This window comes from Novosphingobium olei, from assembly GCF_012927405.1.
In the GTDB taxonomy this organism is placed as follows: Bacteria; Pseudomonadota; Alphaproteobacteria; order Sphingomonadales; family Sphingomonadaceae; genus Novosphingobium; species Novosphingobium olei.
The window spans coordinates 399,486-425,530 of the sequence record NZ_JABBGM010000001.1 but is presented as its reverse complement, the minus strand read 5'-3'; the positions used below and the strand labels follow the sequence as shown (position 1 = coordinate 425,530).

The 26,045-nt window shown below is 66.3% G+C and carries 24 protein-coding genes and 1 tRNA gene; 11 read left to right on the top strand and 14 right to left on the bottom strand.

What is annotated here, in order from left to right; all coding sequences use genetic code 11:
- The first annotated feature begins 3 nt into the window (after positions 1-3).
- Together HHL27_RS01955 and HHL27_RS01950 are read left to right on the top strand one after the other, a co-directional pair.
- The gene (locus HHL27_RS01955) at positions 4-2,100 is read left to right on the top strand and encodes a sodium-translocating pyrophosphatase (protein ID WP_169491676.1); all 2,097 of its coding nucleotides are present in this window, start codon (positions 4-6) and stop codon (positions 2,098-2,100) included.
- 140 nt (positions 2,101-2,240) lie between these two features.
- Positions 2,241-3,146, top strand: coding sequence for an acyl-CoA thioesterase (locus HHL27_RS01950; protein ID WP_169491675.1), 906 nt, complete (start codon positions 2,241-2,243; stop codon positions 3,144-3,146).
- A 4-nt stretch (positions 3,147-3,150) separates the two neighbouring features.
- Here the strand turns inward: HHL27_RS01950 and HHL27_RS01945 are convergent, their stop codons facing one another.
- The 4 genes from HHL27_RS01945 to uvrC all read right to left on the bottom strand — a co-directional run bounded on the left by HHL27_RS01945 (position 3,151) and on the right by uvrC (position 7,640).
- Positions 3,151-4,041 (bottom strand): iron-containing redox enzyme family protein, encoded by an 891-nt coding sequence (locus HHL27_RS01945; protein ID WP_169491674.1) that lies wholly within the window; start codon positions 4,039-4,041, stop codon positions 3,151-3,153.
- Between the two features lie 92 nt (positions 4,042-4,133).
- On the bottom strand, positions 4,134-4,613 hold the full coding sequence (locus HHL27_RS01940; RefSeq protein ID WP_169491673.1) for a hypothetical protein: 480 nt from the start codon (positions 4,611-4,613) through the stop codon (positions 4,134-4,136).
- A 2-nt stretch (positions 4,614-4,615) separates the two neighbouring features.
- The gene (locus HHL27_RS01935) at positions 4,616-5,539 is read right to left on the bottom strand and encodes a hypothetical protein (RefSeq protein WP_169491672.1); all 924 of its coding nucleotides are present in this window, start codon (positions 5,537-5,539) and stop codon (positions 4,616-4,618) included.
- A gap of 157 nt (positions 5,540-5,696) precedes the next feature.
- On the bottom strand, positions 5,697-7,640 hold the full coding sequence (uvrC, locus tag HHL27_RS01930) for an excinuclease ABC subunit UvrC (RefSeq protein WP_169491671.1): 1,944 nt from the start codon (positions 7,638-7,640) through the stop codon (positions 5,697-5,699).
- Between the two features lie 77 nt (positions 7,641-7,717).
- Here uvrC and HHL27_RS01925 point away from each other — a divergent pair, with 77 nt between their 5' ends.
- Positions 7,718-8,131, top strand: a complete 414-nt coding sequence (locus HHL27_RS01925) for a PilZ domain-containing protein (protein WP_206069317.1) — start codon at positions 7,718-7,720, stop codon at positions 8,129-8,131.
- 4 nt (positions 8,132-8,135) lie between these two features.
- Here HHL27_RS01925 and HHL27_RS01920 read toward each other — a convergent pair whose 3' ends face one another.
- Positions 8,136-10,739 carry a TonB-dependent receptor gene (locus HHL27_RS01920; RefSeq protein ID WP_240959253.1) on the bottom strand — a complete coding sequence of 868 codons (2,604 nt, stop codon included), beginning with the start codon at positions 10,737-10,739 and terminating at the stop codon, positions 8,136-8,138.
- 252 nt (positions 10,740-10,991) lie between these two features.
- Here HHL27_RS01920 and infA point away from each other — a divergent pair, with 252 nt between their 5' ends.
- The 6 genes from infA to HHL27_RS01890 all read left to right on the top strand — a co-directional run bounded on the left by infA (position 10,992) and on the right by HHL27_RS01890 (position 14,039).
- Positions 10,992-11,237 (top strand): translation initiation factor IF-1, encoded by a 246-nt coding sequence (gene infA / locus HHL27_RS01915; protein WP_169491669.1) that lies wholly within the window; start codon positions 10,992-10,994, stop codon positions 11,235-11,237.
- 8 nt (positions 11,238-11,245) lie between these two features.
- Positions 11,246-11,839 (top strand): Maf family nucleotide pyrophosphatase, encoded by a 594-nt coding sequence (locus tag HHL27_RS01910; RefSeq protein ID WP_169491668.1) that lies wholly within the window; start codon positions 11,246-11,248, stop codon positions 11,837-11,839.
- Positions 11,832-12,824, top strand: coding sequence for a ribonuclease (locus HHL27_RS01905; RefSeq protein WP_169491667.1), 993 nt, complete (start codon positions 11,832-11,834; stop codon positions 12,822-12,824). The genes HHL27_RS01910 and HHL27_RS01905 overlap by 8 nt, the downstream gene beginning before the upstream one ends.
- Entirely contained in the window at positions 12,821-12,994 is a 174-nt protein-coding gene (gene yacG, locus HHL27_RS01900; protein ID WP_169491666.1) for a DNA gyrase inhibitor YacG, read from the top strand. Before HHL27_RS01905 ends, yacG begins: the two co-directional genes overlap by 4 nt.
- Before the next feature lie 120 nt (positions 12,995-13,114).
- Positions 13,115-13,190: transfer RNA gene (locus tag HHL27_RS01895), tRNA-Phe, on the top strand.
- A gap of 255 nt (positions 13,191-13,445) precedes the next feature.
- On the top strand, positions 13,446-14,039 hold the full coding sequence (locus HHL27_RS01890) for a TetR/AcrR family transcriptional regulator C-terminal domain-containing protein (protein WP_169491665.1): 594 nt from the start codon (positions 13,446-13,448) through the stop codon (positions 14,037-14,039).
- A gap of 28 nt (positions 14,040-14,067) precedes the next feature.
- Here HHL27_RS01890 and HHL27_RS01885 read toward each other — a convergent pair whose 3' ends face one another.
- The 5 genes from HHL27_RS01885 to HHL27_RS01865 all read right to left on the bottom strand — a co-directional run bounded on the left by HHL27_RS01885 (position 14,068) and on the right by HHL27_RS01865 (position 20,507).
- Positions 14,068-14,379, bottom strand: coding sequence for a Rieske 2Fe-2S domain-containing protein (locus HHL27_RS01885; protein WP_169491664.1), 312 nt, complete (start codon positions 14,377-14,379; stop codon positions 14,068-14,070).
- A gap of 80 nt (positions 14,380-14,459) precedes the next feature.
- Positions 14,460-15,233: an SDR family NAD(P)-dependent oxidoreductase gene (locus tag HHL27_RS01880; RefSeq protein ID WP_169491663.1), complete on the bottom strand. Its 774-nt coding sequence runs from the start codon at positions 15,231-15,233 to the stop codon at positions 14,460-14,462.
- A gap of 108 nt (positions 15,234-15,341) precedes the next feature.
- The gene (locus tag HHL27_RS01875; protein ID WP_169491662.1) at positions 15,342-16,775 is read right to left on the bottom strand and encodes an aldehyde dehydrogenase family protein; all 1,434 of its coding nucleotides are present in this window, start codon (positions 16,773-16,775) and stop codon (positions 15,342-15,344) included.
- Positions 16,776-16,808: 33 nt separating this feature from the next.
- Entirely contained in the window at positions 16,809-17,924 is a 1,116-nt protein-coding gene (locus HHL27_RS01870; protein WP_169491661.1) for an NAD(P)-dependent alcohol dehydrogenase, read from the bottom strand.
- Positions 17,925-18,098: 174 nt separating this feature from the next.
- Positions 18,099-20,507, bottom strand: coding sequence for a TonB-dependent receptor (locus HHL27_RS01865; protein ID WP_169491660.1), 2,409 nt, complete (start codon positions 20,505-20,507; stop codon positions 18,099-18,101).
- A gap of 184 nt (positions 20,508-20,691) precedes the next feature.
- On the opposite strand from HHL27_RS01865, the gene HHL27_RS01860 reads away from it, so the two are divergent.
- Both HHL27_RS01860 and HHL27_RS01855 read left to right on the top strand, forming a co-directional pair.
- Positions 20,692-21,705, top strand: coding sequence for an AraC family transcriptional regulator (locus HHL27_RS01860; RefSeq protein ID WP_240959251.1), 1,014 nt, complete (start codon positions 20,692-20,694; stop codon positions 21,703-21,705).
- A 14-nt stretch (positions 21,706-21,719) separates the two neighbouring features.
- Entirely contained in the window at positions 21,720-22,124 is a 405-nt protein-coding gene (locus HHL27_RS01855; RefSeq protein ID WP_169491659.1) for a VOC family protein, read from the top strand.
- Positions 22,125-22,127: 3 nt separating this feature from the next.
- Here the strand turns inward: HHL27_RS01855 and HHL27_RS22320 are convergent, their stop codons facing one another.
- The 4 genes from HHL27_RS22320 to HHL27_RS01840 all read right to left on the bottom strand — a co-directional run bounded on the left by HHL27_RS22320 (position 22,128) and on the right by HHL27_RS01840 (position 26,031).
- On the bottom strand, positions 22,128-22,910 hold the full coding sequence (locus HHL27_RS22320; protein WP_338114800.1) for an enoyl-CoA hydratase/isomerase family protein: 783 nt from the start codon (positions 22,908-22,910) through the stop codon (positions 22,128-22,130).
- A complete protein-coding gene (locus HHL27_RS22315) occupies positions 22,907-23,968 on the bottom strand; it encodes a phosphotransferase (RefSeq protein WP_240959248.1) in 1,062 nt (353 codons plus the stop codon). The genes HHL27_RS22320 and HHL27_RS22315 overlap by 4 nt, the downstream gene beginning before the upstream one ends.
- Positions 23,958-25,145: an acyl-CoA dehydrogenase family protein gene (locus HHL27_RS01845; protein WP_169491657.1), complete on the bottom strand. Its 1,188-nt coding sequence runs from the start codon at positions 25,143-25,145 to the stop codon at positions 23,958-23,960. The genes HHL27_RS22315 and HHL27_RS01845 overlap by 11 nt, the downstream gene beginning before the upstream one ends.
- 124 nt (positions 25,146-25,269) lie before the next feature.
- A complete protein-coding gene (locus HHL27_RS01840) occupies positions 25,270-26,031 on the bottom strand; it encodes an SDR family NAD(P)-dependent oxidoreductase (protein ID WP_169491656.1) in 762 nt (253 codons plus the stop codon).
- Between the last annotated feature and the right edge of the window lie 14 nt (positions 26,032-26,045).

Sequence of the window (26,045 nt, the reverse complement as noted above, 5' to 3'; positions counted from 1 at the left end):
AAAGTGAACTTAGTCACATTGTCCATCATATTAGGGTTGCTGGCCGTCGTTTATGGCTTCGTGACCAGCCGCCAGGTGCTGGGCGCACCTGCCGGCAATGCCAAGATGCAGGAAATCGCCGCCGCCATCCAGGAAGGCGCGCAGGCCTACCTCAAACGCCAGTACACCACCATCGCCATCGTCGGCGTGGTCGTTGCCGTCATCGTCGCCTGGGCACTTGGAGCAATAAGCGCGACCGGCTTCGTCATCGGCGCGGTCCTTTCCGGCGTTGCCGGCTTCATCGGGATGAACGTCTCGGTTCGCTCGAACGTGCGCACCGCAGCCGCCGCACAGAGCGGGCTGCAGGCAGGTTTGACGCTTGCCTTCCGGGCGGGCGCGATCACCGGCATGCTCGTGGCGGGCCTCGCCCTTCTCGCGATTGCCGGCTTCTTCTGGTACCTGACCGGCCCCGCGGGCCATGCCGCCAACGATCGCGTGGTCGTCACCGGTCTCACCGCTCTGGCGCTCGGGGCCTCGCTCGTGTCGATCTTCGCGCGTCTCGGCGGCGGCATCTTCACCAAGGCCGCCGACGTCGGTGCCGACCTCGTCGGCAAGGTCGAAGCGGGCATCCCCGAAGACGATCCGCGCAACCCGGCGGTCATTGCAGACAACGTGGGTGACAACGTCGGCGACTGCGCCGGCATGGCCGCAGACTTGTTCGAAACCTATGTCGTCACCGTCGGCGCTACCATGGTCCTCACCGCGCTGCTGGTGAAGGGTGTTTCCAATCTGATGCCTTTGATGAGCCTGCCGCTGCTGATCGGCGGCGTGTGCATCGTCACCTCGATCATCGGCACCTACTTCGTCCGTCTCGGCAGCTCGAACAACATCATGGGCGCGATGTACAAGGGCTTCCTCGTCACCGCGATCCTGTCAATCCCGGCGATCTGGTTCGCCATGCAATACGCGCTGGGTGACATGAACACCCCCATCGGCGAAGAGGCCTATTCAGGCCGGATGCTGTTCTACTGCGGTCTCCTCGGTCTTGCCATCACCGGCCTGATCATCTGGATCACCGAGTACTACACCGGCACCAACTACCGCCCGGTCAAGTCGATCGCGCAGGCCTCGGTCACCGGCCACGGCACCAACGTGATCCAGGGCCTCGCCATCAGCCTCGAAGCCACCGCGCTGCCGACGCTGGTGATCGTCGCCGGCATTATCATCGCCTTCAAGCTCGCCGGCCTGATCGGCATCGCCTATGCCGCCACCTCGATGCTGGCGCTGGCCGGCATGGTCGTCGCGCTCGATGCCTACGGCCCGGTCACCGACAATGCCGGCGGCATTGCCGAAATGGCGGGGCTCGAGGATTCGGTCCGTGAAAAGACCGACGCGCTCGATGCCGTGGGCAACACAACGAAGGCCGTGACCAAGGGCTATGCGATCGGTTCGGCGGGCCTTGCCGCGCTCGTCCTGTTCGCTGCCTACACCACCGACCTGCGGGAATTCTTCCCGACGCTGACCGTCAACTTCAGCCTCGAAAATCCCTACGTCATCGTCGGGCTGCTGCTCGGCGCGCTCCTTCCGTACCTGTTCGGCGCAATGGGCATGACGGCAGTGGGTCGCGCAGCCGGCGATGTCGTCGTCGACGTGCGTGAACAGTTCCGCGAAAACCCGGGCATCATGACTTACGCCTCCAAGCCCGACTACGCCCGCACGGTCGACCTGGTGACGAAGGCCGCGATCAAGGAGATGATCGTGCCCTCGCTGCTACCGGTGCTCGCGCCGGTCGTGGTCTACTTCGTGATCTCGGCGGTCGCGGGTGCGGAGAACGGCTTTGCCGCTCTCGGCGCGCTGCTCCTCGGCGTGATCGTCGGCGGTCTGTTCGTTGCGCTTTCGATGACCTCGGGCGGCGGCGCGTGGGACAACGCCAAGAAGTACATCGAGGACGGCCACCACGGCGGCAAGGGCAGCGATGCCCACAAGGCCGCGGTGACGGGCGACACGGTCGGCGATCCCTACAAGGATACCGCGGGCCCTGCCGTCAATCCGATGATCAAGATCACCAACATCGTGGCGCTGCTGCTTCTTGCAGCGCTCGCGGGTCACGCGGCGGGATAAACCCGCGCGGCAGACGCCCCGAGTTGGGGAGAGGGTGCAACCCCCGCCGGTCGCAGGACCGGCGGGGGTTGGCTTTTTTGGACCGCACGCCATGCACACGCGCGGTTGACGTAAACGTCAACGCGTAGCATCGAGTTGCAATGAGCAACGAATCCTTCATCGCCCCGTCGCCCGAAGAACTTGTCGCCGACATGCTCGATCTGCTGAACGTCGAGGATCGCGGGGGCGACCGCTTCCGGGGCAAGCGCAAGAAAGGCGGCGTCGGCCGCGTCTTCGGCGGACAGGTCATCGGTCAGGCGCTCGCCTCGGCCGAACTCACTGTGCCCGCCGATCGCCCTGTGCATTCGCTGCACGCCTACTTCGTCCGCGGCGGCAACGAGGATTACGAGATCGACTTCCGCGTGGAGCGGGATCTTGATGGTGGCAGCTTTTCCAACCGCAGGATCGTCGCCAGCCAGCAGGGTCAGACGATCCTCAATATGCTTGCCTCGTTCCACAAGCGCGAGGAAGGCGCATGGCATGCGGCTCCCATGCCCGATGTCGCGGGGCCTGAAACGCTGGCGAATGAAGCGACCTTGCGGCGGCAGGCGGCAATCGCTGCCGGACGAACCCCGCGCGGCCCGGCACGCCCACGCCCGATTGAATTGCGCCCGCTCGATCCACTGCACTGGATGCAGGAAGAAGCCCGCGCGCCGGTCTCGAACGTCTGGTTCCGCGCGGCGGCCCCGCTGCCCGATGATCCCAAGATCCACCGCGCCGTGCTCGCTTATGCGAGCGACATGACCCTGCTATCCACCTGCGTCCTGCCCCATGCGGAGCTAAGCTGGGCGAAAGGCACAATCATGTCGGCCAGCCTGGACCACGCCATCTGGTTCCACGACGATTTCCGCGCGGACGAGTGGCTGCTCTACACCTGCGAAAGCAACTGGGCAGGCCGCGCCCGCGGTTTCAACAGCGGCCGCATCTATGCGCAGGACGGGCGCTTGGTGGCCAACGTGACTCAGGAAGGACTGATCCGGCCGATCGCTCCAAAGTCGAAATCCTGATCGATCAGTTCCACAGGACAGAGCGGTAGCGATCGAAGCAGCGTTCGCCGCATCGCAAACGGATCAACGCCCCCTCTGCCATGGCCGTGGCGCGGGCGGGATCTTCATCGACCGACGGCCGGATCGCTTCGCGGTTCCAGTCTTCCGAATGCTTCACGTCGAGCACGGCATGCAGCGAGAAATACCGCCGCTCCTTTTCGCTGAGGCCAATCCGCCGCAGCCCCTCCGCGGTGCAGGCTGAGCGCCCGGGCGCCGTCAGTTCGATCACCCCCAGCGCGCCAACGCTATGCCAGGCGTAGCGGCGGCTGCTGGCCATTGCCGTCATCGCGTTGGCGAGCGCCAGGCTTTCCCAGCAGGTCTTTTCGATCGTGGGATCCAGATCCAGCGTCTCGACCAGACCGTTCAGCATCGGACCGTGCATGCCCTTGACATTGCCCCGACCCATTTCGTCCCAGTAATTGCGCGCCAGTTCCATCTTCGCGCTCGTAGGCAGCTTTACCTGCGTCATGGCGACGAGATCGTCGAAACCGGCTTCACCGGCAGCTTCCTGTTCAAGGAACCAGCAGATGTCGCTTCGCTCCGCCTCGTTCGCGATCCACGGGAACAGAGCATCGCCCTGCCCCGGCCCATCCTTTAACAGGCCCTCGAACCAAGCGATGAAGCCATCCGGATCTGTCGGCACCCGCGCCGCTTCATCGACGACCTGCGCGCGCAATTCCTCCAGGAACGCGCCTTCCAGACGCAGCATCACATGGTCGAGATGGAGACGATCCGCCCAATCCTTCGTCGGCATCGCGGGCGCCAGCCTCTCCCGGTTCCAGTGGGCGAGTCGTCGCTGGAAGGCGTCGTTGAGGAACTGCGACCGCGAAGCGATCGCATCGGGCAAACTGGCCATTTCAAAAATCCGTTCTGCGACAATATCTTACTCAAGGTAACCAGCCGTATAGGGGCTGGTTCCTGTCACAGCGGATTGCGTTGGTCGGCTTTTCAGCGGCCAGCGGGGCAGAGCATATCGCGCAATACGGGCGCAGCGATCATCGCGTCGGCGACGGCGGGCAGCGCGCGTGGGTCGCTTGCCGGATTGGCCAAGGTGGCAGCCACGGCGCGGAACATCGCGCACTTCTGCGGATCGGTTGCCCCGCCGCCATAACGGTTGGCCACCTGGGTCACGTACCGATCGTAGCCGGTCCCCCGTGTCGTCCCGAACAGCCGCTGGACCGCCTCATGCGCGCCGTTGAAGCGTGCAGCATTCACGCTGAGCATGCCTTCGTACACGGGGCGAAGGTCGACCCCGGCGCGCGCGCAGCGCAGCGACACCGCCATCATCAAGGTTTCGAACTCGATCAGCTTGCCCGAGCGGACGAGCTCCGCAGTACCGCTGTCGGCGCCGCACGCCTGTGCGCTCGCCGTTTGCGCAGAAAGCGTGGCGACTGCTCCCAGCGCCGCGAGCACTGCCTTGCCGCGCATCGTCACTTCGCCCCGGCGCAAGGTGCGACCGGTACGGCCATCAGCTCGTCGAAGGCGCGGACCAGCGCGGCCTGCTGCGAGAACGTCGTCGCCGCATCGGCTTGATAGGCGCGCGCCTCGGCGGCAAGCGCGTTCATCGCCTCGGTATCCTTGCCCAGGTCATAGCCGTCGTAGATGCCCTGCAGTGTCTTGAGATAGGCCACCGCCGCATCGTTGTTGCGCTTGGCGGCGTCGACCGCCGGCCGGTAGATCGTGTCGTGATAGCGGTTGCGATCCTCGGCGGAGCAGAAGCTTGCCGGAAGGATGAGTTCCGGAACCGAAACCATCTGCGGATGCGGCGGCAGGGCATAGCGCGACGATATCGGCGATACCGGCGCGACCGCAGCCGGCAGGGTTGCCGGCGCAGCCGTCCCGGCGGCCGGGGTTTCCTGCGTATGCGCCAGATCGGCCAGCATCTGCCCCAGCGTGGCGCCGGCACCAGCGGCAGCGGCCGCCGAAACCGGCAGGCCACCGGGAACGCCGACCGGCGAGGCCATCGCCAGCGCTGGCCCGTTCGAGGATGCAGACGGCGCCGGGGCAGGCGCGGCGACGGCCGGGCTTGCCACGGGGTTCGCTACGGGCGTGGCCGGCGGCTGCGCCGCAGCGGGGGCTGCCGTTGCCGCCTGCGTCAGCGGGGCCTGCGTGCCCGCCGGCACGTGTCGCAGCATCTGCACCTTCGCGCGTGCCAGAGCGGCAAACGTACCCTGCGGATATTGCTGGAGATAGGCTTCATAAAGCGATGCGTCCTCGCTCGAACCGATCGACTGCCAGAACGTCAGCTCGAACGGCGAACCGACTCCATTCGCGGCCTGCGCCTGCGCCATCGGTGCCTGCATCAAGAGCGCCAATGCAGCGACGCTCACCCCTGCCCATCCCGCTTTCTTCATCGAACCCGTCCCCGCTTCGGCCGATGCCGACGGCATCGCGCACTTGTCCCACAGCAAGGCCACTATCGTTCATCGACGTCGCCATGCCTTCAACAAGGGGGGTTAACCTGACACTTACCGTAATGGTACGTATCGCGCGGGTCCGTAACGCTAGTTCTCAGCCGCTCGGGTGGTAAAAGTCATACACGGTCTGCGCCACGGTCCCGCTCACCCCGGGCGCGCGCTGCAGATCTTCCAGGCTTGCCGCGCGGACCTTCCCCGCCGTTCCGAAGTGCAGCAGCAAGGCCCGCTTGCGCGCAGGGCCGATGCCCGGAATCTCGTCGAGCGGACTCGCCGTGATCGCCCGGCTGCGCTTTTCGCGATGCGCGCCGATGGCAAAGCGATGGACCTCGTCGCGCAGGCGCTGCAGGTGAAACAGCACGGGCGAATTCACCGGCAGCATCTTTTCGCGGCCATCGGGGAAGTGGAACACCTCGCGCCCTTCGCGGCCGTGGTGCGGGCCTTTCGCGATCGCGATCAGCGGCACGTCCTCCACGCCGATCTCGTCCAGCGCTTCCTTGACCGCGCTCATCTGTCCCTTGCCGCCATCGATCAGCACCAGGTCCGGCCACATGCCGTTCTCACGGTCGGGATCCTCTTCCTGTGCGCGCGAAAAGCGGCGGCGCATCACTTCGCGCATCATCCCGAAATCGTCGTCGGTCTGCGCCGACTTGATGTTCCACTTGCGGTACTGGCCCTTGAGGAATCCTTCGGGCCCCGCGACGACCATCGCGCCCAGCGCATTGGTGCCCTGGATGTGGCTGTTGTCGTAGATCTCGATCCGCTGCGGCACTTCCGAAAGCTCGAGGAACTCGGCCATCTCGCGGTTGACCCGCGCCTTGGTCCCGCTCTCGGCCATGCGGCGGTCGAGCGCCTCGACGGCATTGCGGCTCGCCTGCTCCATCAGCCGGCGCCGATCGCCACGCTGCGGCACGGAAATCTCCACCTTGCCGCCTGCCGGAACGGACAGCGCCTCGGCCAGAAGCTCGCATTCCGGCAGGTCGCGATCGACCAGGATCAGCCGGGGTGGCGGCACTTCCTCGTAGAATTGCGCCAGAAAGGCCGTCAGCACCTCGCCCTCGTCCAGACCTTCGGTATGGCTGGGGAAGAAGGCTCGGTGCCCCCAGTTCTGGCCGCCGCGGATGAAGAAGGCCTGGATCCCGATCTGTCCGCCCTTGGCTGCCAGCGCGAAGACATCGGCATTGCCGACCCCTTCCGCATTGATCGCCTGGCTGCCCTGGATGAAGGTCGCCGCCCGGAGCCGGTCGCGCAGCATGGCAGCGCGTTCGAAATCGAGCGCCTCGGCCGCTTCTGCCATCTGCGCCTCGATCTCCTTCTGCACGGCGCCCGACCTGCCGCCCAGGAAGTCCTTCGCCTGGCGCACAAGCTCGGCATACGATTCCTCGTCGATGCGGCCGACACAGGGGGCGCTGCAGCGCTTGATCTGGTAGAGCAGGCAGGGCCGGTCGCGCCGCGCCATGAAGCCGTCGTTGCAGCTGCGCAGCAGGAACAGCTTCTGCAGCGCATTGATCGTGGTGTTGACGCTGCCGGCGCTGGCGAACGGTCCGTAATAATTGCCCTTGGCCCGCCGCGCCCCCCGGTGCTTCATGATCCGTGGATAGGCGTGATCGGCGCGCAGCAGGATGAACGGAAACGACTTGTCGTCGCGCAGCAGCACGTTGTACGGCGGCCGGTAGCGCTTGATCAGCTGCGCTTCCAGCAGCAGCGCCTCTGCCTCGGAATTGGTCGTGACGATCGTCATGCTGCGCGTCTGGCTGACCATGCGCCGCAGCCGGTTGGAAAGCCGGTCGACCTGCGTGTAGTTGGCCACGCGGTTCTTCAGCGCGCGCGCCTTGCCGACATAGAGCACGTCGCCACGCGCATCCTGCATGCGATAGACGCCCGGCTTCGGCTTCAGCGTCTGCACCACCTCGCGGATTGCAGCGACGCCCGCTTCGATGTCAGGCTGCTCGGCCCCGCGCACGGCGTACGTCGCCTTGTCCTCGTTGAAGCGCTCGGCGCCCTTGGGGTTGGCTGGTGTTCCGGCTGGGGTACGCGACATGGCCTGCGAGATAGGACCTGCCGGGGCATTACGCAAACGTCCGAAGGGGGTCGCTTGCACCGTCGAAAGCATGGCAGATGCATGCGTGCGATGTGTCCGCCCCCTTCACCCCGCCCTCTGGTACGCAAGCCGGCAATGCCGGCCGCAGGGCCGATTCACGCCTGCGCCTTGGCGCTGGGCTTCCCTGCCGACTGGTGCTGTTGAGCGGCACGCTGCCGGGCCGGGTCGAGGACATCTCCGCGACGGGCGCGCGGATCGCCGTTGCCGCGATCGTCGCGTCCGGTTCGGAAGGCGTTCTGGAGGTGAACGGCGTCGAAGCTTTCGGCGAAATCGTCTGGTGCCGTAGCGGGCGGGTCGGATTCCACTTCGAGGAAAAGCTCGCGCTCGAACAGCTCGTGCGGCTGCGCCACTTCTCCGATGGTTTCGGCGAGCACGAACGCATGCGGCGCGAACGGATCGCGCATGAGTTCGTGACCGGCCGTCGGGTCTGAACCCTCAGAACTGCTTGCGGAACTCCAGCTTGATCACCCGCCCAGCCGGATCGAGATAGCCAGCCTGATAGCGCAGCGGAACGTCGCCATTGCCATCGGTCACCTTCTGCTGTGCATCGAACAGGTTGTCGACGCCGATCGACAGGCGCGCGCCCTTGAAGAACGGTGTCTTGTCGGCAAGGCCCGGCACGCGTCCAAGATCGGCGAAGAGCCGCATGTTGAACGTCGCGATGGGCGCGAAGTCGAGCCGCGTCGATCCCGGCGCGCCGCTTGAATCGACATGCGTTCCTCCGGTGTAGGTGCCATTCAGCCGCAGCCCGAAGCCGCGATAGAAGCCGCCTCCTTCCAGCTGGATCGAATGCCGCGCAACACCGCTGCCCGATACCGCATCGCCATCGAGCAGGTTCAGCACCGCTCCGCCCGGCACGATCTGCACGGTGTTGGTGAACTGGATCGTGTGGGTCAGCGACAGGTTCCAGCGCCCCCGCCCGTCATTGCCGCCCCCACCCGGACCGCCACCGCCAGGACCGCCCCCACGCATCCGTCCGAACCCGCCGCCGGACCCGCCCGGGCCACCGGGTGGCGGACCGCCAGCGCCCATCCCACCGGGGGGAGGGCCGCCCATACCGCCCATCATGCCGCGAAAGCCGCCGCGCCGCTGGGCCTGCGAAGGGTCCGGCTTGCCGAAGTTGCCGGCGATATTGATGCCCCAGCGCAACCGGCTCGATTTTTCCGACGCGAAGGTCACCGGGCTCTGGTCGACCGACACGATCCGCCCGTTCGCATCGCGCACCACCCGGCCCGGGAACGCGGCCTCCACCGCCGGGGTCAGCAACGGAAAAGCATTGGTCGTATCGGTCGAACGGTTGCGGAAATACTCCACGATCAGCGACGAATTCTTGAGGAACGGCAGCGTCCAGTTGGCCGCCAGCTTGATGTCGTGCTGGCGCTCCTTGCGCAGATTGGGGTTGCCGCCGTTGATCACCGTGGCAAGCACCGTCTCGCCGCGCGTGAAGTCATACAGCGCCACGCCCTGCGTCACCGTGGTCGGCGCCCCCAGGTCTGACAGCCCCGGCGCTGCCTGCGTGGCGATATAGCTTGCGGTCAGGCTCAACTTTTCGGTCGGCCCCCAGGTCAGTCCCGCGCCATAGTCGGTCAGGCTGCCGAAGTCGGACAGGTGGTGAACCTCTCCGTTGAGGTTGAGCGACAGGTCGCCGATCGCGCTGCCGAAGTTTTCACGCCGGCTGGTGATCGGCACATCCAGGCTGAAGCCTGCCTGCACATCGCCACGCGTCAGGCGGATATCCCCCGATGTCGTGCGCGTGTCCGAAGACCGGATGCCCGAATAGGCATAGCCCGCCTTCACCGTCAGCGACGCCGGTCCGCCGGGCAGGGTCAAGGGCTGCCCGGAAAGCGTCGCCAGCGACGTCAGGCTGTTGGTCACGCTGTGCGCGCGGTCGGCGCCTACACCCACGATCGCGTCTTCCGGGATCGGGCCATCGGCCCCGAACGCGCCGCTGTCGACCAGCGCCTGCAGCCCGGTCAGGTTGGCGCGGTTGTCGATGCGGCTGTCGGTCACGACATGGCTGCCGTCCGCCGTTGCGGAAAGCTGCCAGCTTCCGAGCGGCTTGTTGAGCCCTGCCCCCAGCGACATCGTGGTCGTCTTGCGGCGCGTGGTCAGCGCCTCGGGATCGAGCAGCGTGCGGGCATAGGCCGTGCCGGTCGCCGGGTCGGTCAGCGTCACGGTGTTGAGCCCGTTGAGGCTCTTGGCGTCGTCGCGCTGCACCAGGGCGTTGAGCGTCAGACCTGCCCCGCCGCCAAGCGGCTTGGCCCAAGTCGCGTTCAATTGCGCGCTGGTCGTGTCCGACAGCAGCGTGCGATACTCGGCGGCATTGGGATCGCCAGCCACTTTCACGCCGCTGCTTGCGGTCTGCACGATGCCGCGCTCGGCCTCGGTCAGCGGGCTCTGCTTCTCGAAGCTGCCGGTCACATTGAGCCGCGCGCCCTTGTCGATCCGCGCCAGCGTCAGCTCCTGCTTCCAGTCGGTATAGCCGCCCCGCGCGGGCAGATTGAGGTCGCTTTCGCTGCCGAAACTCTTGAAATTGTCCTTCAGGATGAAGTTCACCACCCGCTGATCGGGGCGATAGCCGAACTTGAGCGCAACTTCCTCGGGCAGCACTTCCACTCGCCGGATCGCCTCGGGCGGAAGCCCGCGCATCTCACGGAAATTGGATATGCGCATCCCGTTGAGCAGGATCACCGGCGAACCATCACCCCGGCCGCGTCCGGAACCGGTTTGCGGCGCCAGCGCCGCCAGCAGTTCCTGGATCGAACCTGCGCCATAGGACGCGATCTCTTCCTCATCGAGCGTCACCAGCGGCGGCTGCGCGGCCGCGACCTGCCCCTTCAGCCGCGTCGCCACGACCAGGATCTCGCCAGCATCGTCGATCCCATCGCCATTGCTGTCGACCGGAATATTGTCGCCGTTTACCGACGCGGGCGGCGTCGGGTCCTGCGTCGTCTGCGGCTGTTCCGCTGCCAGTGCCAGCACCGGCAGGACAACCGACGCCGGGGCGCCAAGCATGGTCGAAATAAGAAGTCTGTTCATCGCTCTGCTTCAAAAGGAAAATCGGCGCCACGGCGCAACAACCCCGTAGCTGGCTTCCCGGTCCCGGCGAGACAACGACCCTTTGGTATCATTCTGTCGCAACCGCCCCGGTGCAGACGGTTGCAACACGCTCTTTTCTTTTGCGCGCCGGGCCGCTATGCGCGCGGCGCGCGGTCGCTTGTCCATGCCAGGTGCCCGTTTCAAGGTATCGACTTCCAGCAGGCATCAAGCGAAAGGCGCCCGTTTCCGCCCATGGCGAAAGAAGAACTCCTCGAAATGCGCGGCACGGTGGTCGAGCTGCTGCCGAACGCCATGTTCCGGGTGAAGCTGGAAAACGATCACGAGATCCTCGGCCATACCGCGGGCAAGATGCGCAAGAACCGCATCCGCGTGCTCGTCGGTGACGAAGTTCTCGTGGAACTGACGCCCTACGATCTGACCAAGGGGCGCATCACCTATCGCTTCATGCCCGGTCGCGGCGGCCCCGGCGGCTTCTGATCATCGCCATGTCCGCGCCAGCCGCCGACCAGCCGCTGGTTCTCGCTTCCGCCAGCCCGCGTCGTCTCGAACTGCTCGCCCGCCTCGGCGTCAAGCCCGATCGCGTACTTGCCACCGATATCGACGAATCCCCGCTCAAGGGCGAATTGCCCCGCGCCCACGCCGTCCGCCTCGCTGCGGCCAAGGCGCGCGCTGCTGCCGCGCTTGCCCCTGATGCGCTGATCCTGTCCGGCGATACGGTGGTGGGCGTTGGCCGCCGCATCCTGCCCAAGGCAGAAGACGAAGCGACCGCGCGCCAATGCCTCGCGCTGCTGTCCGGCCGCCGCCACCGCGTCTTTTCCGCAATCGCCGTGCTTTCGCCCGACGGCATTTTGCGCGAAGCGCTGAGCGAAACCATCGTGCGCTTCAAGCGGCTGAGCGCGGAAGAGATGGAAGCCTACATCGCCGGCGGAGACTGGCGCGGCAAGGCCGGTGGCTATGCCATCCAGGGCGCCGCCGAAGGGTTCTGCCAGTGGCTCTCGGGCAGCCACTCGGGCGTCGTCGGCCTGCCGCTCTACGAAACGCGCCGCCTGCTGCGCGCGGCCGGGGTCGCGCTTGGCTGAATGGCTCCACGAAGCCGGGATCGGCGAAGAACGAGCCATCCTGGTCGAAGGCGGCAGCATCATCGCCGCCCGCATCGATTGGGGCGAACCGCTGCGCGCAGGCCATGTCGGCACCGCGCGCATCACCCGGCGCCTTGCCGGGACCCGGCGCGGTTTCGCCCGCTTTGTCGATGGTAGCGAAACACAGGTCGATTCGCTGCCGCCAAGCGCCACCGAGGGATCGGCCCTTCGCCTCAGGATCACGCGCGGGGCCATTGCCGAAAAGGGGCGCACCAAGCTGCCCCAGGCGCGGCCCGCTGCGCCTGACGAACCAGACCGCCCCGCACCCGACCTGCTCGAATCCCTGCGCGCCGAAGGCCACACCGTGCGCAGCCTGCGCGTGACCGACCGCGATTTCGATCAGGCCGGCTGGGATGAACTGGCCGAAGAAGCGCTGTCTGGCGAAATCGCCTTCGACGGCGGCAGCCTTGCCATCACACCCACTCCGGCGATGACGCTGATCGACATCGACGGGCCGCCGCCCCTCCCCGCGCTGTGCCTCGCCGCCGTCCCCGCCATCGCCAGCGCGCTGCCCCGCCTCGATATCGCTGGGTCGGTTGGCATCGACTTTCCCTCACTGCCCGAAAAGCGCGATCGCCAGGCCGTAGACACTGCGCTGGCCGCCGCGCTCGATGGCATGAAGGTCGAACGAACCGCCATGAACGGGTTCGGGTTCGTCCAGCTTGTCTCGCGCCTCGAACGCCCGTCGTTGCCAGCGCGCTTCGCCCGCCATCCCGCCGGGGCCGCCGCGCGCATGCTGCTGCGCCGGGCGGAACGTGTGCAGGAGCCCGGGGTGCTGCATCTGATCGCGCCAGCCGCCGTGCTGCGCGCCATCCCCGGCGATTGGCTTGCCGAACTCGCCCGTCGGACGGGCCGCGAAGTGGTGTGCGAAGAACGCACCGGACTTGCCCTTGGCGGCGGTTTCGCGCAGGCGGTGGCACGATGAACACCCCGCCATCTTCCCAGGGCAAGCGCTGCCCGATCTGCGGCAAGCCCCGCAAGACAGAGCATGCCCCCTTCTGCTCCACCCGTTGCCGCGACCGCGATCTGGTCCGCTGGCTGGACGATGGCTACGCAATTCCCGGGCCTCCCGCGGATCCCGAAAGCGAAGCGTGATCGGGCAGCGCCCGTCGCGCAAAATTTATGCACGCCGGGGCTGGACAAGCCTCGCCCCGTTCGCCATAGGCGCGCTTCCAATCGCCCGCGACCGCCCGAAACGGCCGCCGCGGACCGGATGCCCGGGTAGCTCAGTTGGTAGAGCACGTGACTGAAAATCACGGTGTCGGCGGTTCGACTCCGTCCCCGGGCACCACCTTCCCCTCTTCATATTTTCGCTGAGCCGAGGGTCCGTCCCAACGCCACCACTCCGGCATGCGCCTTGTCCCGGCGATCGCAACAACCATCCGCACATGCTGCGATCGATGCTGCGCGGCGAACGGCGGGATTCGGCCCCTTCCGACGCCTGGCGTTCGTGCCTTGCGATGCGTATTCCAGTCGCTATCTGTACGGGATGGTCACCAAGACTCGTCTTCCGAGATCCGCCCCGGACGCGCGACGAGACGACATCGTGCGCAAGGCGAGCGATCTCTTCCTCGAAGAGGGCTTTGCCGCGACTTCCATGTCGACCATCGCGCGCGCCGTCGGGGGATCGAAGGCGACGCTCTACAAATACTTCCCCACCAAGGAAGCCCTGTTCGAAGCGGTCATGGAAAACTGTTCGCAGATCGTGCTGGGCCCGATCTGCAACTCCAGCATCCCGCGCGAAAGCCCGAGAGCATTCCTCACCGCAGTGGGCGAGCGCCTGATGCAGGGCATCTACACGGCCGAAGCCATTGCCCTCAACCGGGTTGTCGTGGGTGACAGCGGCCGGTCGCCCGAGATCGGCCGCGTGTTCTTCGCCGCCGGGTCCAATCGGCTCAAGACCGAAGTCGTCCGGCAACTCGAGGAATTCTCCAAGGCAGGCGTGCTCAAGCTTCAGAACACGCTGACATCGGCCGAGGACTTTCTCTCGCTGTTGAGCGGGGATCTGCACCTGCGGATCGTGGCAGGCGTCCGCAAGGCGCCCGACCAGCCCGAGATCAGGGCTCACGTGGCACGGATCGTCGACATGCTGCTGCAACTGTGGACGCCGTCAGCCCCATCGGCACACCCGGCGGACTAAGCGTCCGATCCGCGGCAACCGGGCAGCCTTACCCTAGCTGGACGAGGATCCGGCCGTTCTCGGCACGCACCTGGTAGGTTTTAAGGTCGTCCCACACCGGTCCGCCGGTTGCCTCGCCGGTCTTCACGCAGAAGCGGCCCTGATGGAGCGGGCAGATCACTTCGCCGTTCTCGAACTTGCCCTTGGTCAGCGTGGCGCTGCCGTGCGTGCAGATACCCTGCATCGCGTAGTAACTGCCATCGTGGCGGAACAGGGCAACCAGCCGGCCTTCGACGGGCACGGACAGGCAGCCCGCCGCGATCAGGTCGTCTTCACCACAGGCATCCAGCCATTCCGCCACTCTTGCCGCTCCCTTCGAACCAGGCGGGTTGCATAGGGACACCGCCGCGCCCCGGCAACCGCCGGCTCGAAGCGCAACACTCAGCGGCCGTGCTGGCCGTCGTCCACCCGCACGCAAGTGCCGGTCACCGCGTCCGATGCGGGCCCGACCAGGAACAGCAGCGTCGAATCGAGCTGCGCCGGGTTGCCGAGGCGCTTGCGCGGCATGTGCTGGCTGATGTCGCCCATGCGTTCGAGCATGCCGGCCAGCATCTCGGATTCGAACGCGCCGGGTGCGATCGCGTTGACGTTGATGTGGTTGCGCGACCATTCGACCGCGAGCGTTTCGGTCAGACGCACGACCGCCGCCTTGGTCACCGAATAGAGCGCCGCGCCATTGCCGCTGTAGTGGAACGCTGCTTCCGAGGCGATGTTGACGATGCGGCCGGGGTTCTTCGCCTCGATCAGCCGCTTGGCGACTTCCACTGCCATGATCCAGGGGGCGCGCAAGTTGATGTCGAGCACGCGGTCGACCAGTTCGAGGTCCATCTTGTGCGCGCGCTGTGCATCGGGGATGCCGGCGTTGTTGACCAGGATCGTCACCGTGCCGAGCGCGGCTTCGGCCTTGGCCACCGCGGCGACGAGGTCTTCGGCCTTGGTCGCATCCATCGCGATCGCCACCGCTTCGCCGCCGCTGGCCCGAATCTCGTCGGCGAGCGCCTCCAGCCGGTCCATGCGGCGCGCGCAGAGCGCAACCTTGGCACCACTCGCCGCCAGCACCTTGGCAAAGCGCAGGCCAAGGCCGGAAGAAGCGCCGGTCACCAGCGCGACCTGGCCGGTCAGATCGGTCGAAGCATTGGGCAGCGGATAATCCATGGCACATCCTCTCATGGCCGGAAGGTCCTGGCCCCGGCTCTTGTCCTTGCGAATTGCGGTTGGGTGCGCCGGCCCGTCCTGCTGGGACCAGGCCGGCGCTCGCCCGTGTTACTGCGCGAAGGCAGGCTTCTTGCGGCGGACCAGCGTCTGCGCGTTGGTGTATTCGAGCAGGCCTTCAAGCCCGCCTTCGACGCCCACGCCCGACTGCTTCATGCCGCCGAACGCCGCCAGCGGCGACAGGTGCTGCGTTTCGTTGACCCACACCGTGCCCGACTGGATGCGCTGGGCGAGTTCGAAAGCCTTTTCCTCGTCGGTCGACCAGACCGACCCGCCAAGGCCGTAATCCGTCGCGTTGGCGCGCGCGATCACGTCGTCGTAGTCGTCGAACTGAATCAGCGGCAGCACCGGGCCGAACTGCTCTTCCTGCACGATGCGGCTGTTCTCGGGCGGGTTGTCGAGGATGGTGATCGGAATGAAGTAGCCCGGAACGTCGGCCTTCTCGCCGCCCATCAGGAACTTGTAGCCCTTGTCCTTGGCGTCCTGGATCAGGTCGAGCACGCGCTCGTACTGCGGCTTGTTGTTGATCGGGCCGATCTGCGTCCCCTGCTCCGAACCGTCGCCGACCTTCACCGTCTTGGCATAGGCGACGATGGCATCGCGCAGCGGTTCGTACACGTCCTTGTGGATGTACATGCGCTTGGTGGCAATGCAGATCTGGCCGTTGTTGGTGAAGGCCGCCCAGAACAGCTGCTCGGCGATCTTCTCGACATCGACGTCGGGCATGACGATCGCGGCGTCGTTGCCGCCCAGTTCCAGCGTCACGCGCTTGAGCGTGGGCGCGGCCGAAGCCATCACGCGGCGGCCGGTCTGGGTGGACCCGGTGAAGCTGATCTTGTCGAAGCCGGCATGGCCAGTCATCCACGGGCCAAGGTTATCGCCGCCGGTCACGACATTGAGCACGCCGGCGGGCAGGATCTCGTTGGCAAGCTCGGCGAACTTCAGCGTGCACAGCGGGGTGAACGGCGAAGGCTTGAGCACCATGGTGTTGCCCGCGAGCAGCGCCGGGGCGACCTTGAACATGGCCAGGATCATCGGGAAGTTCCACGGCGCGATCGCGCCCACCACGCCCAGCGGCACGTGGCGCGTGATGCTGATGCGCTCGTCCGAATCCTCGTTGACCGTCTCGGGCAGGTCGAGCGCGGTGAACGCCTTCAACCAGTAGCCCGCGCCCATGATCTCGCCCTGCGCTTCGGTGCCGGGCTTGCCCTGCTCCTTGGTCAGCAGGCGGGCGAAGCCTTCGATGTTGCCGAAGATCGCATCGCCCAGCGCGTTCAGCTTGGCCTTGCGCTCCTCGATCGGGGTGGCGGCCCAGCCCGGGAACGCCTTGCGCGCCGCGGCGACGGCAGCGTCGAGATCGGCCTCGGTCGCGTCGGGCACGCGCGCCAGCACTTCTTCGGTCGCGGGGTTGAGCACGTCGAGCGTGGCGCTGCCGGCGACCAGTTCGCCGCCGATCAGCATCTTGTAGGTGTCGTTGAATTCCATCGGAATCTCCGTCTGGGAGGAAAGGGGGTTGCGTCAGGGGACGAGCACGACCTTGATACATTCGCCGCGCGCCTGCGCCGCGATCGCCTCGTTGATCTGGTCGAGCGGGAAGGCCTTGATCAAACGCTCGAACGGGAACTTGCCCTGCGCCTGCAGCGACAGCAGTTCGGGGATGAAGTCCTGCGGCACGGCATCGCCTTCGATGATGCCCAGGATGCGCAGGCCCGGTGTCATCAGCGCGGCGATGTTGACCGTGATCGACGCTTCCATCGCCTTGGGCACGCCGACGAGGCCGATCACGCCGTGCGGGGCAAGGTTCGCCAGCCCCGTCTCGATCACGCCGACATTGCCGGTGGTATCCAGCGCGGCATCCACGCCGAGCGGCAGGATATCGCGGATCGCGGTGGCGAGATCGCCCGCCGCAGGGTCGATCACGTGCGTAGCACCCAGTTCGAGCGCGATATCGCGGCGCGACGCCACCGGTTCGACCAGCAGCACATGGCTGCAACCACGCACCTTGCCGGCCATGACGGCGGCAAGGCCGACCGGGCCGCCGCCGAACACGATCAGCGACGAGCCTTCCTTGCAGGCCATCGAATTCATCACCGCGCCCGCACCGGTCATCAACCCGCAGCCGAGTGGCCCCAGGTATTCGAGCGGCAGGCTGTTCGAGGCCGGCACCTTGACCACGTTGCTGGCGCGCGTCACCGCCAGCGTCGAGAACGACGACTGGCCGAAGAAGTGTGATGAGATGCGCTCGCCATCGTTGCCGGCATAGGCGGTCGAGCCGTCTTCCAGCCGCATGCCGGCATAGTTGAGCGGCACGAAGGTATTGCAATAGCTCGGCAGGTGTTCCTCGCAGCGCGGGCACCCGCCACAGCTCGAAAAGCCGAGAACCACCTGGTCGCCCACGGCAAGGCCAGTCACGCCCTCGCCCACCGCCTCGATCGTGCCCGCGCCTTCGTGGCCAAGCACGCCGGGCTTGGCAAAGGCATCGAACTGGTCACGGAATACGAGGTCGGTGTGGCACAGGCCGACGCCAGCGATCTTCACCCGCACTTCGCCCGGACCCGGAGGCGAAACCTCGATCTGCTCGATGGTGAAGTCGACATTGGCGCCGCGCGCGACGGCGGCTGTTGCAGTGGTCATCCAGGACTCCCGGGTTCTTGGCCGCGCATGCACCACGCGGGCACCCCTCTTTAATCGTGCAATTAAACCGCGTCCAGCCCCTCAGGGCGCGATTGTGACGCTACGGCGCCAAAGAAAAACCGCCGCCCCTCTGGTGAGGGACGGCGGCCTTTCCGTCATGCTTTGGCGAAGCGCTTAGAACGCGGCGCGCAGGCGGACGCCATAGGTGCGCGGTGCACCCAGGTAGCCGTTGACGTCGCCGGTCTGCAGCGGAGTCGCAAAGCCATAGGTGAAGTAGGTCTTGTCGAACAGGTTCTGCACCCAGCCCTCGACGGTCAGGCCGGACTTCGGCAGCTTGAAGCCGAGGTTGGCGTTGACCAGGCTGACCGCGCCCTGCTCGGTAAGCCCGGCGGTGTTGATCAGCTGGCTCGAGGTGTACTGGTACTGGGCACGGGCGGTCAGGTTGACCGTCTCGGTGATCGGCTTGTCGATGTTCAGCGTCACGTTGCCCGACAGCTTCGGTGCGAAGCGGAAGCGCTTGTCCGACAGCACCGGATCGATGTTGGCATCCTTGCCGAAGTCGGCCTTCGGGATCCAGGTGCCATCGATCGCCAGTGTCACGCCGTCGGTCAGCTCGAACAGGTTCTCCAGTTCCACACCGTAGTCCTTCGCCGACTTGGCGTTCAGAACGGTGAACTGCAGGCCGACGAACTGCGCAACCTGCAGGTTCGACAGGTCGTAGTAGAACAGCGCGATGTTGGTGCGCGCGCGACGGTTGAAGTACTGGATCTTGGCGCCGACTTCGAACGCGTTGACCGTTTCTGGCTTGTAGGTCGGGTCCTTCGGAGCCGACAAGCCCGCACCACCGTTCAACAGGCTCACGGCAATCTGCTGGCTCGGCGACAGCTTGGCGAAGGCCGCCGCGTTGTTGAGCAGCGTGCCCGCCGCGTTGGCATCGATGTTGACGCCGCCAGCCTTGAAGCCGCGGTTGTACGTCGCATAGAGCATGACGTCGTTCACGGGGCGGTACTGGAGACCGAAGGTGCCCGAGAGTGCCTTGTTCGTAATCTCGCGGTCATAAGCAGGGCTGGGCGCCAAGCCGAGCAGGGTGAAGAGCTCGGTGCTCGAACCGTTGGGCGAAGCACGGTAGAACGGGTTAGAGAACGAACCCTGCTTCTTCTCGATCGAGTAACGCAGGCCGGCGATCACGTTGACCTTGTCGCCCACGGCGAAGTCGAGGTGCGCAAAGCCGGCGTACGACTTGGCCTTGCCCCGCATCCGTTCGATCGCCCAGGTACCAGGCGTCGCGTTGGGCGAAACCGGGCCGAGACCCTGCGAAGCCAGATAACCGTTGATCCCGGCGAGCGGCCCTGCGAGCAGCGTGCTCCAGTAAGCCTGGCCCTGCGAGGCCCAAGGCAGTTCACGGCCCATCTTCAGCTTTTCGTCCGAGAAGAACGCACCGAACACCGCGTCGGCGTTAAGCGCCTCGATCTTGGTGTTGTAGGTCAGTTCCTGCGAGATGAAGCGGCTCGAGAAGTTCTCGTAGTAGCGGAAGATGTCGGCGCCGGTGAAGTCCGGGTCCATGTCCTTCTGGTCCACGGTGAACTTGCGCACCGCCGTGACCGACTTGAGCGTGCCGGCACCGATGCCGAAGTCCATCTGCAGCGTGCCACCGAAGTCCTCGATGACCTGGTTGCCCTTGCCGTTGAGCGTCTGCTCCCAGTCCGAAGCCTTGGTCGACGGAACCACGCCGCCGTTCAGGCGGGTGAGAGCATCAACCAGCGGCTGGGTCGGACCATCCTTGAGGTTGGTCGTCGCGTAGCAGCAGTTGCCCGCGCTGTGCGAATAGTCGCCGATCAGGCGGATGGTCACGTCCGACGAAGGTTCGAACAGCAGCTGCGCCTTGACCGCCTGGGTGGCGTCATTGTTCAGGTGCTGGCCGTTGGTGGGGTTGGTGTAGAAACCGTCACGCTTCGAAGCGAGGCCCGCGATGCGGAACGCCACGGTGTCCGACAGCGGCACGTTGCCCGCCGCCTTCACGATCAGCGAATCGTAGTTGCCATAGGTGGCGTCGAACAGGAACTCGGGGCGCGCGGTCGAAGGCTTGGCCGAAGCCAGCAGCAGCGCACCAGCGGTGGTGTTCTTGCCGAACAGCGTGCCCTGCGGCCCGCGCAGGACCTGCAGGTTGTCGATGTCGAGGAAGTTCTGCAGCGCCGAGGCCGCACGGGTGCGGTACACGCCGTCGATGAACACGCCGACCGAACCTTCGAACGAACGGCTGTTGCCGGTCGTGCCCAGGCCGCGGATGACGAGGTTGGCCGAAGACGACGAGATGTTCGACACGCGGAACGTCACCGACGGGGTGATCGTGCCGATGTTCGAAACGTTGTCGACACGCGCTTGCGCCAGCGTGTCCGAATTGGCCGCGGTGATCGCGATCGGCACGTTCTGGAGGTTTTCCGAACGGCGCTGCGCGGTAACGACGATTTCCTGGAGACCGCCGGTGTCGTTCGATTCCGCCTGTGCCTGCTGGGCCAGGGCGGGGGTCGCGATCACGGCTGCAAGGATTGCGCCAGCGGTGCTGGCGCGCCAGATGCCTTTCATACTGCTCCCTTTCGAAAGGCGGGCGCGGTCGCGTCCGCCGATGCCACTTGCGCCACCCCTCTTGCCACGGGGGTTGGCTACGCTGCGTTAACTGCGTCAATTCGCCAGTTAAATCTTGACATATCCCGACATGATCATGACAGATCGCGACATGGCCAACACTCCGATGGCGCATGCGTCTTCCATGCAACAGTTTGTCCGCTTTGCCCGGATTTCCGGTATCGATCTCAATGCGATACTCGATCACGACATGCTGGACCTGATCGCTGCGAGCAGCACGGCGGAAACGGTACCGGCCCATGCCATGGTCGACATCATGCAGCTCTGCGCCATCGTCGCGCGCCGGCCCGACATCGGCACCGCCTTTGCCATGTGGTGCAACCTGCGCGGCTATGGCCCGTTGAGCCTGTTGTGGGACCACTGCCCCACGGTCGAGGATTCGATCCGCATCAGCGCGCGCTTCCTCCATCTCGAAAGCGAAGCGCTCGGCTCGCGCATGCGCGAACAGGGGGACGAGATCGTGCTGCAGCAGTTCATCGCCATCCCGGCGCGGTTCGGTGGCAGCCAGTATCTCGAATCAACACTCACCCTGCAGATGCGCGTGCTGCAGCTGGTGCTGGGGGAAGACTGGCATCCCCTGCGCATGGAATTCGACCACCCCGCACCGCCCAGCCTAGCCTTTCACCGCAACGCCTTCCGCTGCCCGGTCGTATTCGGCGCCGATCGCTCCGCGCTCATCCTGGCGCGAGCGGACATGCGCCGCCCCTCGCCCAACGGCAACGCCCACCTCCTCGCCTTCCTCGAACGCCAGCTTGCCGGCGAAGAGCAGGCCCGCACCGCGCGCGATTCGGTCCTGCGCGTCGAGCGGCTGATCGCGGCCAACCTGTCGAGCGGCCGCATCACGCTGGAAACCGTCGCGCAAGGGCTCGCCATCGGCCCGCGCAGCCTGCAGCGCCGCCTGACCGACCAGGGAGAAACCTTTGCCAGCGTGCTCGAACGCGTCCGTCGGCGCGCGGCCGAGGAATACTTCGCCAACGAACGCAAGCCGAACCTGACCGAGCTTGCCCACCGCCTCGGCTATGCCGAAGCAAGCGCCGCCAGCCGTTTCCTGCGCACCAGCATGGGCTGCGGCGCCAAGGTCCTTACGCGCCGTGCCCATGCCCGCCGCATGGCGGGGGCCACGGGATCGCGTCAGTAATGCCGGAGAATGCCATGCTTGCCGTCGATGCAATCGATCACGTCGTGCTCAATGTCCGCAATGTGGAAGCATCAGCGCGCTGGTATGTCGCGCACCTGGGCATGGAGCGGCGCGAACAGCCCCGCCCCGATGGCACGGCGCCCCGCGTCAGCCTTCATTTCGGGCAGCAGAAGATCAACCTGCGCCCGATCTCGGCCAGCCAGGACGAATGGTTCACCGGGCACGCCCCCATGCCCGGCAGCGACGACTTGTGCTTCCTCACGCAGAGCCCGCCCGAAGCCGTGGTCGCGCACTTTGCCGCAGCGGGCCTCGCCATCGAAACAGGCCCGGTCGAGCGTTCGGGCGCGCGCGGTACGCTCCGCTCGGTCTATGTGCGCGACCCCGACGGCAATCTCGTCGAGGTCGCGAGCTACGCCTGATGTTCAGACGGCAGTGAAGTCCGGCTTGCGCTTGGCCAGGAACGCGCCGATGCCTTCGCGCCCTTCGGCGCCGTCCGCCGCCGCGGCAATCGTCGCCGCCTCGGCTTCGAGCTGTTCGGCAAGGCCGCGCGTCTGGCCATCGACCAGCAGCTTGCGCGCCGCGCCCAGAGCGCGGGTCGGCGCCGCCACCAGCTTCGCAACTACCGCCTCGACCTCGGCCTCCAGCGCCTCGGCCGCGACCGTGCGGGTGATCAGGCCCAGGCTCGCCGCCTCGGCCGCGCTCACCCGGCGGTTGGTCAGGATCATGTCCTGCGCCGTGCGCAGCCCGACGAGGCGCGGCAGCGCCCAGCTCATGCCGCCGTCAGGCGTCACGCCGATGCCGGTATAGGCGGCGGTGAAGTGGCTGGCTTCGCTCGCCAGCACGATATCGCCCAGCGCCACCAGGCTCAGCCCAGCACCGGCCGCCGGACCGTGGACCGCCACCACCAGCGGCTTGTCCATACGGCTCAGCACCAGCACCGCTTCGTGCAGCTTGTCGGCCAGCGCGCGCAGGAAAGTGCCCATCTGGTCGCCCGCCGCAGCAAAGCTGCCGATGTCGCCGCCAACGCAGAACATCCGCCCCGCGCCCGACAGCACCACGCAGCGTACCGAGGCGTCCTCGGCACAGGCCTGCGCTGCGGTCAGCAGATCCTCGGCAAGGCCCATGTCGATCGCGTTGCCCATGTCCGGGCGGTTCAGCACGATGCGGCCGACGCCGCCGGCAATGGTGTGAGTCACGCTCGTCACTTGCACTTCTCCATCGCTTCGCGCGCCAGCGCAGCCAGCCGGGGAAAAGCCTCGGCGCGCTCCTTGGCCTGCGCATTGGTCGCCGTGCCGCGCAGCACCCGGCCCTTGATCCCGTGGAAGATCGCCGCCAGCCGGAAGAAGTTGAACGCCAGGTAGAAGTCCCAGTTGGGAATGCTGTCTCGCCCGGTCCGCTTGCAGTAGGCGGCGATGTATTCCGCTTCGGTCGGCAGCCCCAGCGCCACCGGGTCCTCGCCGCCGATGCCGGCAACGATATCGGCCGGCATGCGGTACATCATCGCATGATAGGCAAAGTCCGCCAGCGGGTGGCCCAGCGTCGAAAGCTCCCAGTCCAGCACCGCGACCACGCGCGGTTCGGTGGGGTGGAAGATCATGTTGTCGCAGCGGAAGTCGCCGTGGACCACGCTGGTTTCGTCGCCCTCGGGGATCGCCGTCGGCAGCCATTCGACGAGCGCGTCCATGTCCGGATTGCGCCCGGCAAGCTCGTCCTCGAGGTACTGCTTCGACCAGCGCCCGATCTGCCGCGCGAAGTAATTGCCCGGCTTGCCGTAATCGGAAAGGCCCGCCTTCTCCACGTCGACCGAATGGAGCGCCGCGATCGTCGCGTTCATCGCGTCGTAGTAGGCGGCGCGGCTCTCCTTCGGCACTTCGGTGAAGCCCGCGTCCCAGAAGATGCGCCCGTCGACCAGGCCCATGATGTAGAACGCGCTGCCGATCACGCCGTCGTCGTCGCACACGCCATGCACCGGCGGCACCGGCACGTCCGTCGGGCCCAGCCCGGTCAGCACCCTCGCTTCGCGCAGCACGTCGTGCGCGCCCTTCAGCAGCGGCCCCGGCGGCTTGCGGCGCAGCACGTAGCCGGCACCCGGCGTGGTCAGCTTGTAGGTCGGGTTCGACTGCCCGCCGTTGAACTGCTCGACCGTCAGCGGCCCGGCAAAGCCCGCCACGTTCGCTTCCATCCAGCGCGCCAGCGCATCCTGGTCGAACGCGACGCGGACTTCACCCGCGCCGATGTTGGCCTTGGCGACGTCAGTGGGCATTGGCATGCTTCCAGTCGCGACGGATCTTCTTGGCAAGGCTCCACTTGTGGACCTCGGTCGGGCCGTCATAGATGCGGAAGGCGCGGATTTCGCGGAACATCGTCTCGACGATGGTCTTGTCGGTCACGCCGGTGCCGCCCATCACCTGCACGCACTTGTCCGCCACGCGCATCAGCGCTTCGGACACCGCCACCTTGGTCATGCTGCTTTCGACCGTGCCCAGCGATCCGGTGTCGAGCACGCTGGCGCACCAGTCGATCATCAGCTCGGCCTGCTTCAGGTCGATCATGTTCTCGGCCAGCATGAAGCCAACGCCTTCGTGGTCGATCAGCTGCTTGCCGAAGGCCATGCGGCGGTTGGCATAATCGCTGGCGATTTCCTGCGCGCGCATGCAGCCCCCCAGCCAGCGCATGCAGTGCGACAGGCGGGCAGGGCTCAGGCGGATCTGCGCATACTTGAAGCCTTCGCCTGCATCGCCCAGCATCTGGTCTGCCGGCACGCGCAGGTTGTCGATGGTGATCTCCGCATGGCTGCCGGGCATCGAGCTGTCGATGGTGTTGGGCACGCGGGTGATCTGGATCGCCGGGTCGGGCAGGTCGACCAGGAACATGCACGCGCCGCCCTTGCTGTCGGGATCTTCCGACCGGGCCATCACGATGCCGACCTTGGCCCCTTCCGCGCCGGTGATGAACGCCTTCTTGCCGTTGATCACCCAGTGGTTGCCGTCCTTGCGGCAGGTGGTGATCATCATCGAAGGGTCCGCGCCCGCGCCCTGCAGCTCGGCCGGCTCGGTCATGAAGAAGGCCGAACGTGCCTCGCCCGAAACCAGCGGCTTGAGGAAGCGCTCCTTGAGGTCGGGGCTGCCGACCTTGCCGATCAGGTACATGTTGCCTTCGTCGGGCGCCTGCGTGTTGCAGGCCAGCATGCCGAGCGGCGTAAGGCCCGACTTGATCAGGATGACCGCCGTCTCGCGCTGGTTGAAGTGGCCGCCATCGTGCTTGATGTGCGGGGTCAGCACGCCCGCCTCGCGCGCCAGCGCACGCAGTTCCTGCACCAGTTCGTCGGTCGGTGCGCCATGGTGGTCGCGGCGGGGGTCCTGCTCATAGGGGAACACCACTTCGCGCACGAACTTTTCGACACGCGCGGCAATCTCCAGCGCTTCGGTGCTGATCGTCATCCTGCCCTCAACCCTTCATCTTAATCGGACGATTAAACGCATCGTCCATAGGCGGGCGGCGATGATCCGCCAACCCGCCAAGTTGTCAGGCCGGTCGCCTGACGTGCAGCCTCGTATGGCCGCCTTACTTCGCCGCCATGCGGATCGCGCCGTCGAGGCGGATCGTCTCGGCGTTGATCATCGGGTTCTCGATGATCGACTGGGCGAGCTGCGCATATTCCTCCGGCTTGCCCAGGCGGCTGGGGAACGGCACCTGCTTGCCCAGCGAATCCTGCGCTTCCTGCGGCAGCGAGGCGAGCATCGGCGTCCAGAAGATGCCCGGCGCGATCGTGTTGACGCGGATGCCGTAGCGCGAAAATTCGCGCGCGATCGGCAGCGCCATGCCATGCACGCCCGCCTTCGAGGCGGCATAGGCGGCCTGGCCGACCTGGCCTTCGAACGCCGCCACCGATGCGGTGTTGATGATCACGCCGCGCTCTTCGCCCACCAGTTCGGCATCGAAGATGCGCGCGGCGAACTTCGACAGCACGTTGAACGTGCCGATCAGGTTGATGTTCACGATCTTGGCAAAGTCAGCGAGCGGGATCGCGCTGCCGTCACGGTTGATCACCTTGGCCGGCGGGGCGATGCCGGCGCAGTTGACCAGGATGCGCGCCTTGCCGTGCGCCGCTTCGGCAGCTTCCAGCGCGGCCTGCACCGAAGCTTCGTCCGTCACGTTGACCGAGAAGAACTTGCCGCCGATCTCCTTGGCATGGGCTTCGCCCGCCTCGGCGTTGAGGTCGAACAGCGCAACCTTGGCCCCCAGCGAAGCGAGCCGCGCCGCGGTTGCTGCGCCAAGCCCCGATGCACCGCCGGTGACGACCGCGGCAAGTCCGTTGATCTGCATGTTCAAACTCCCGA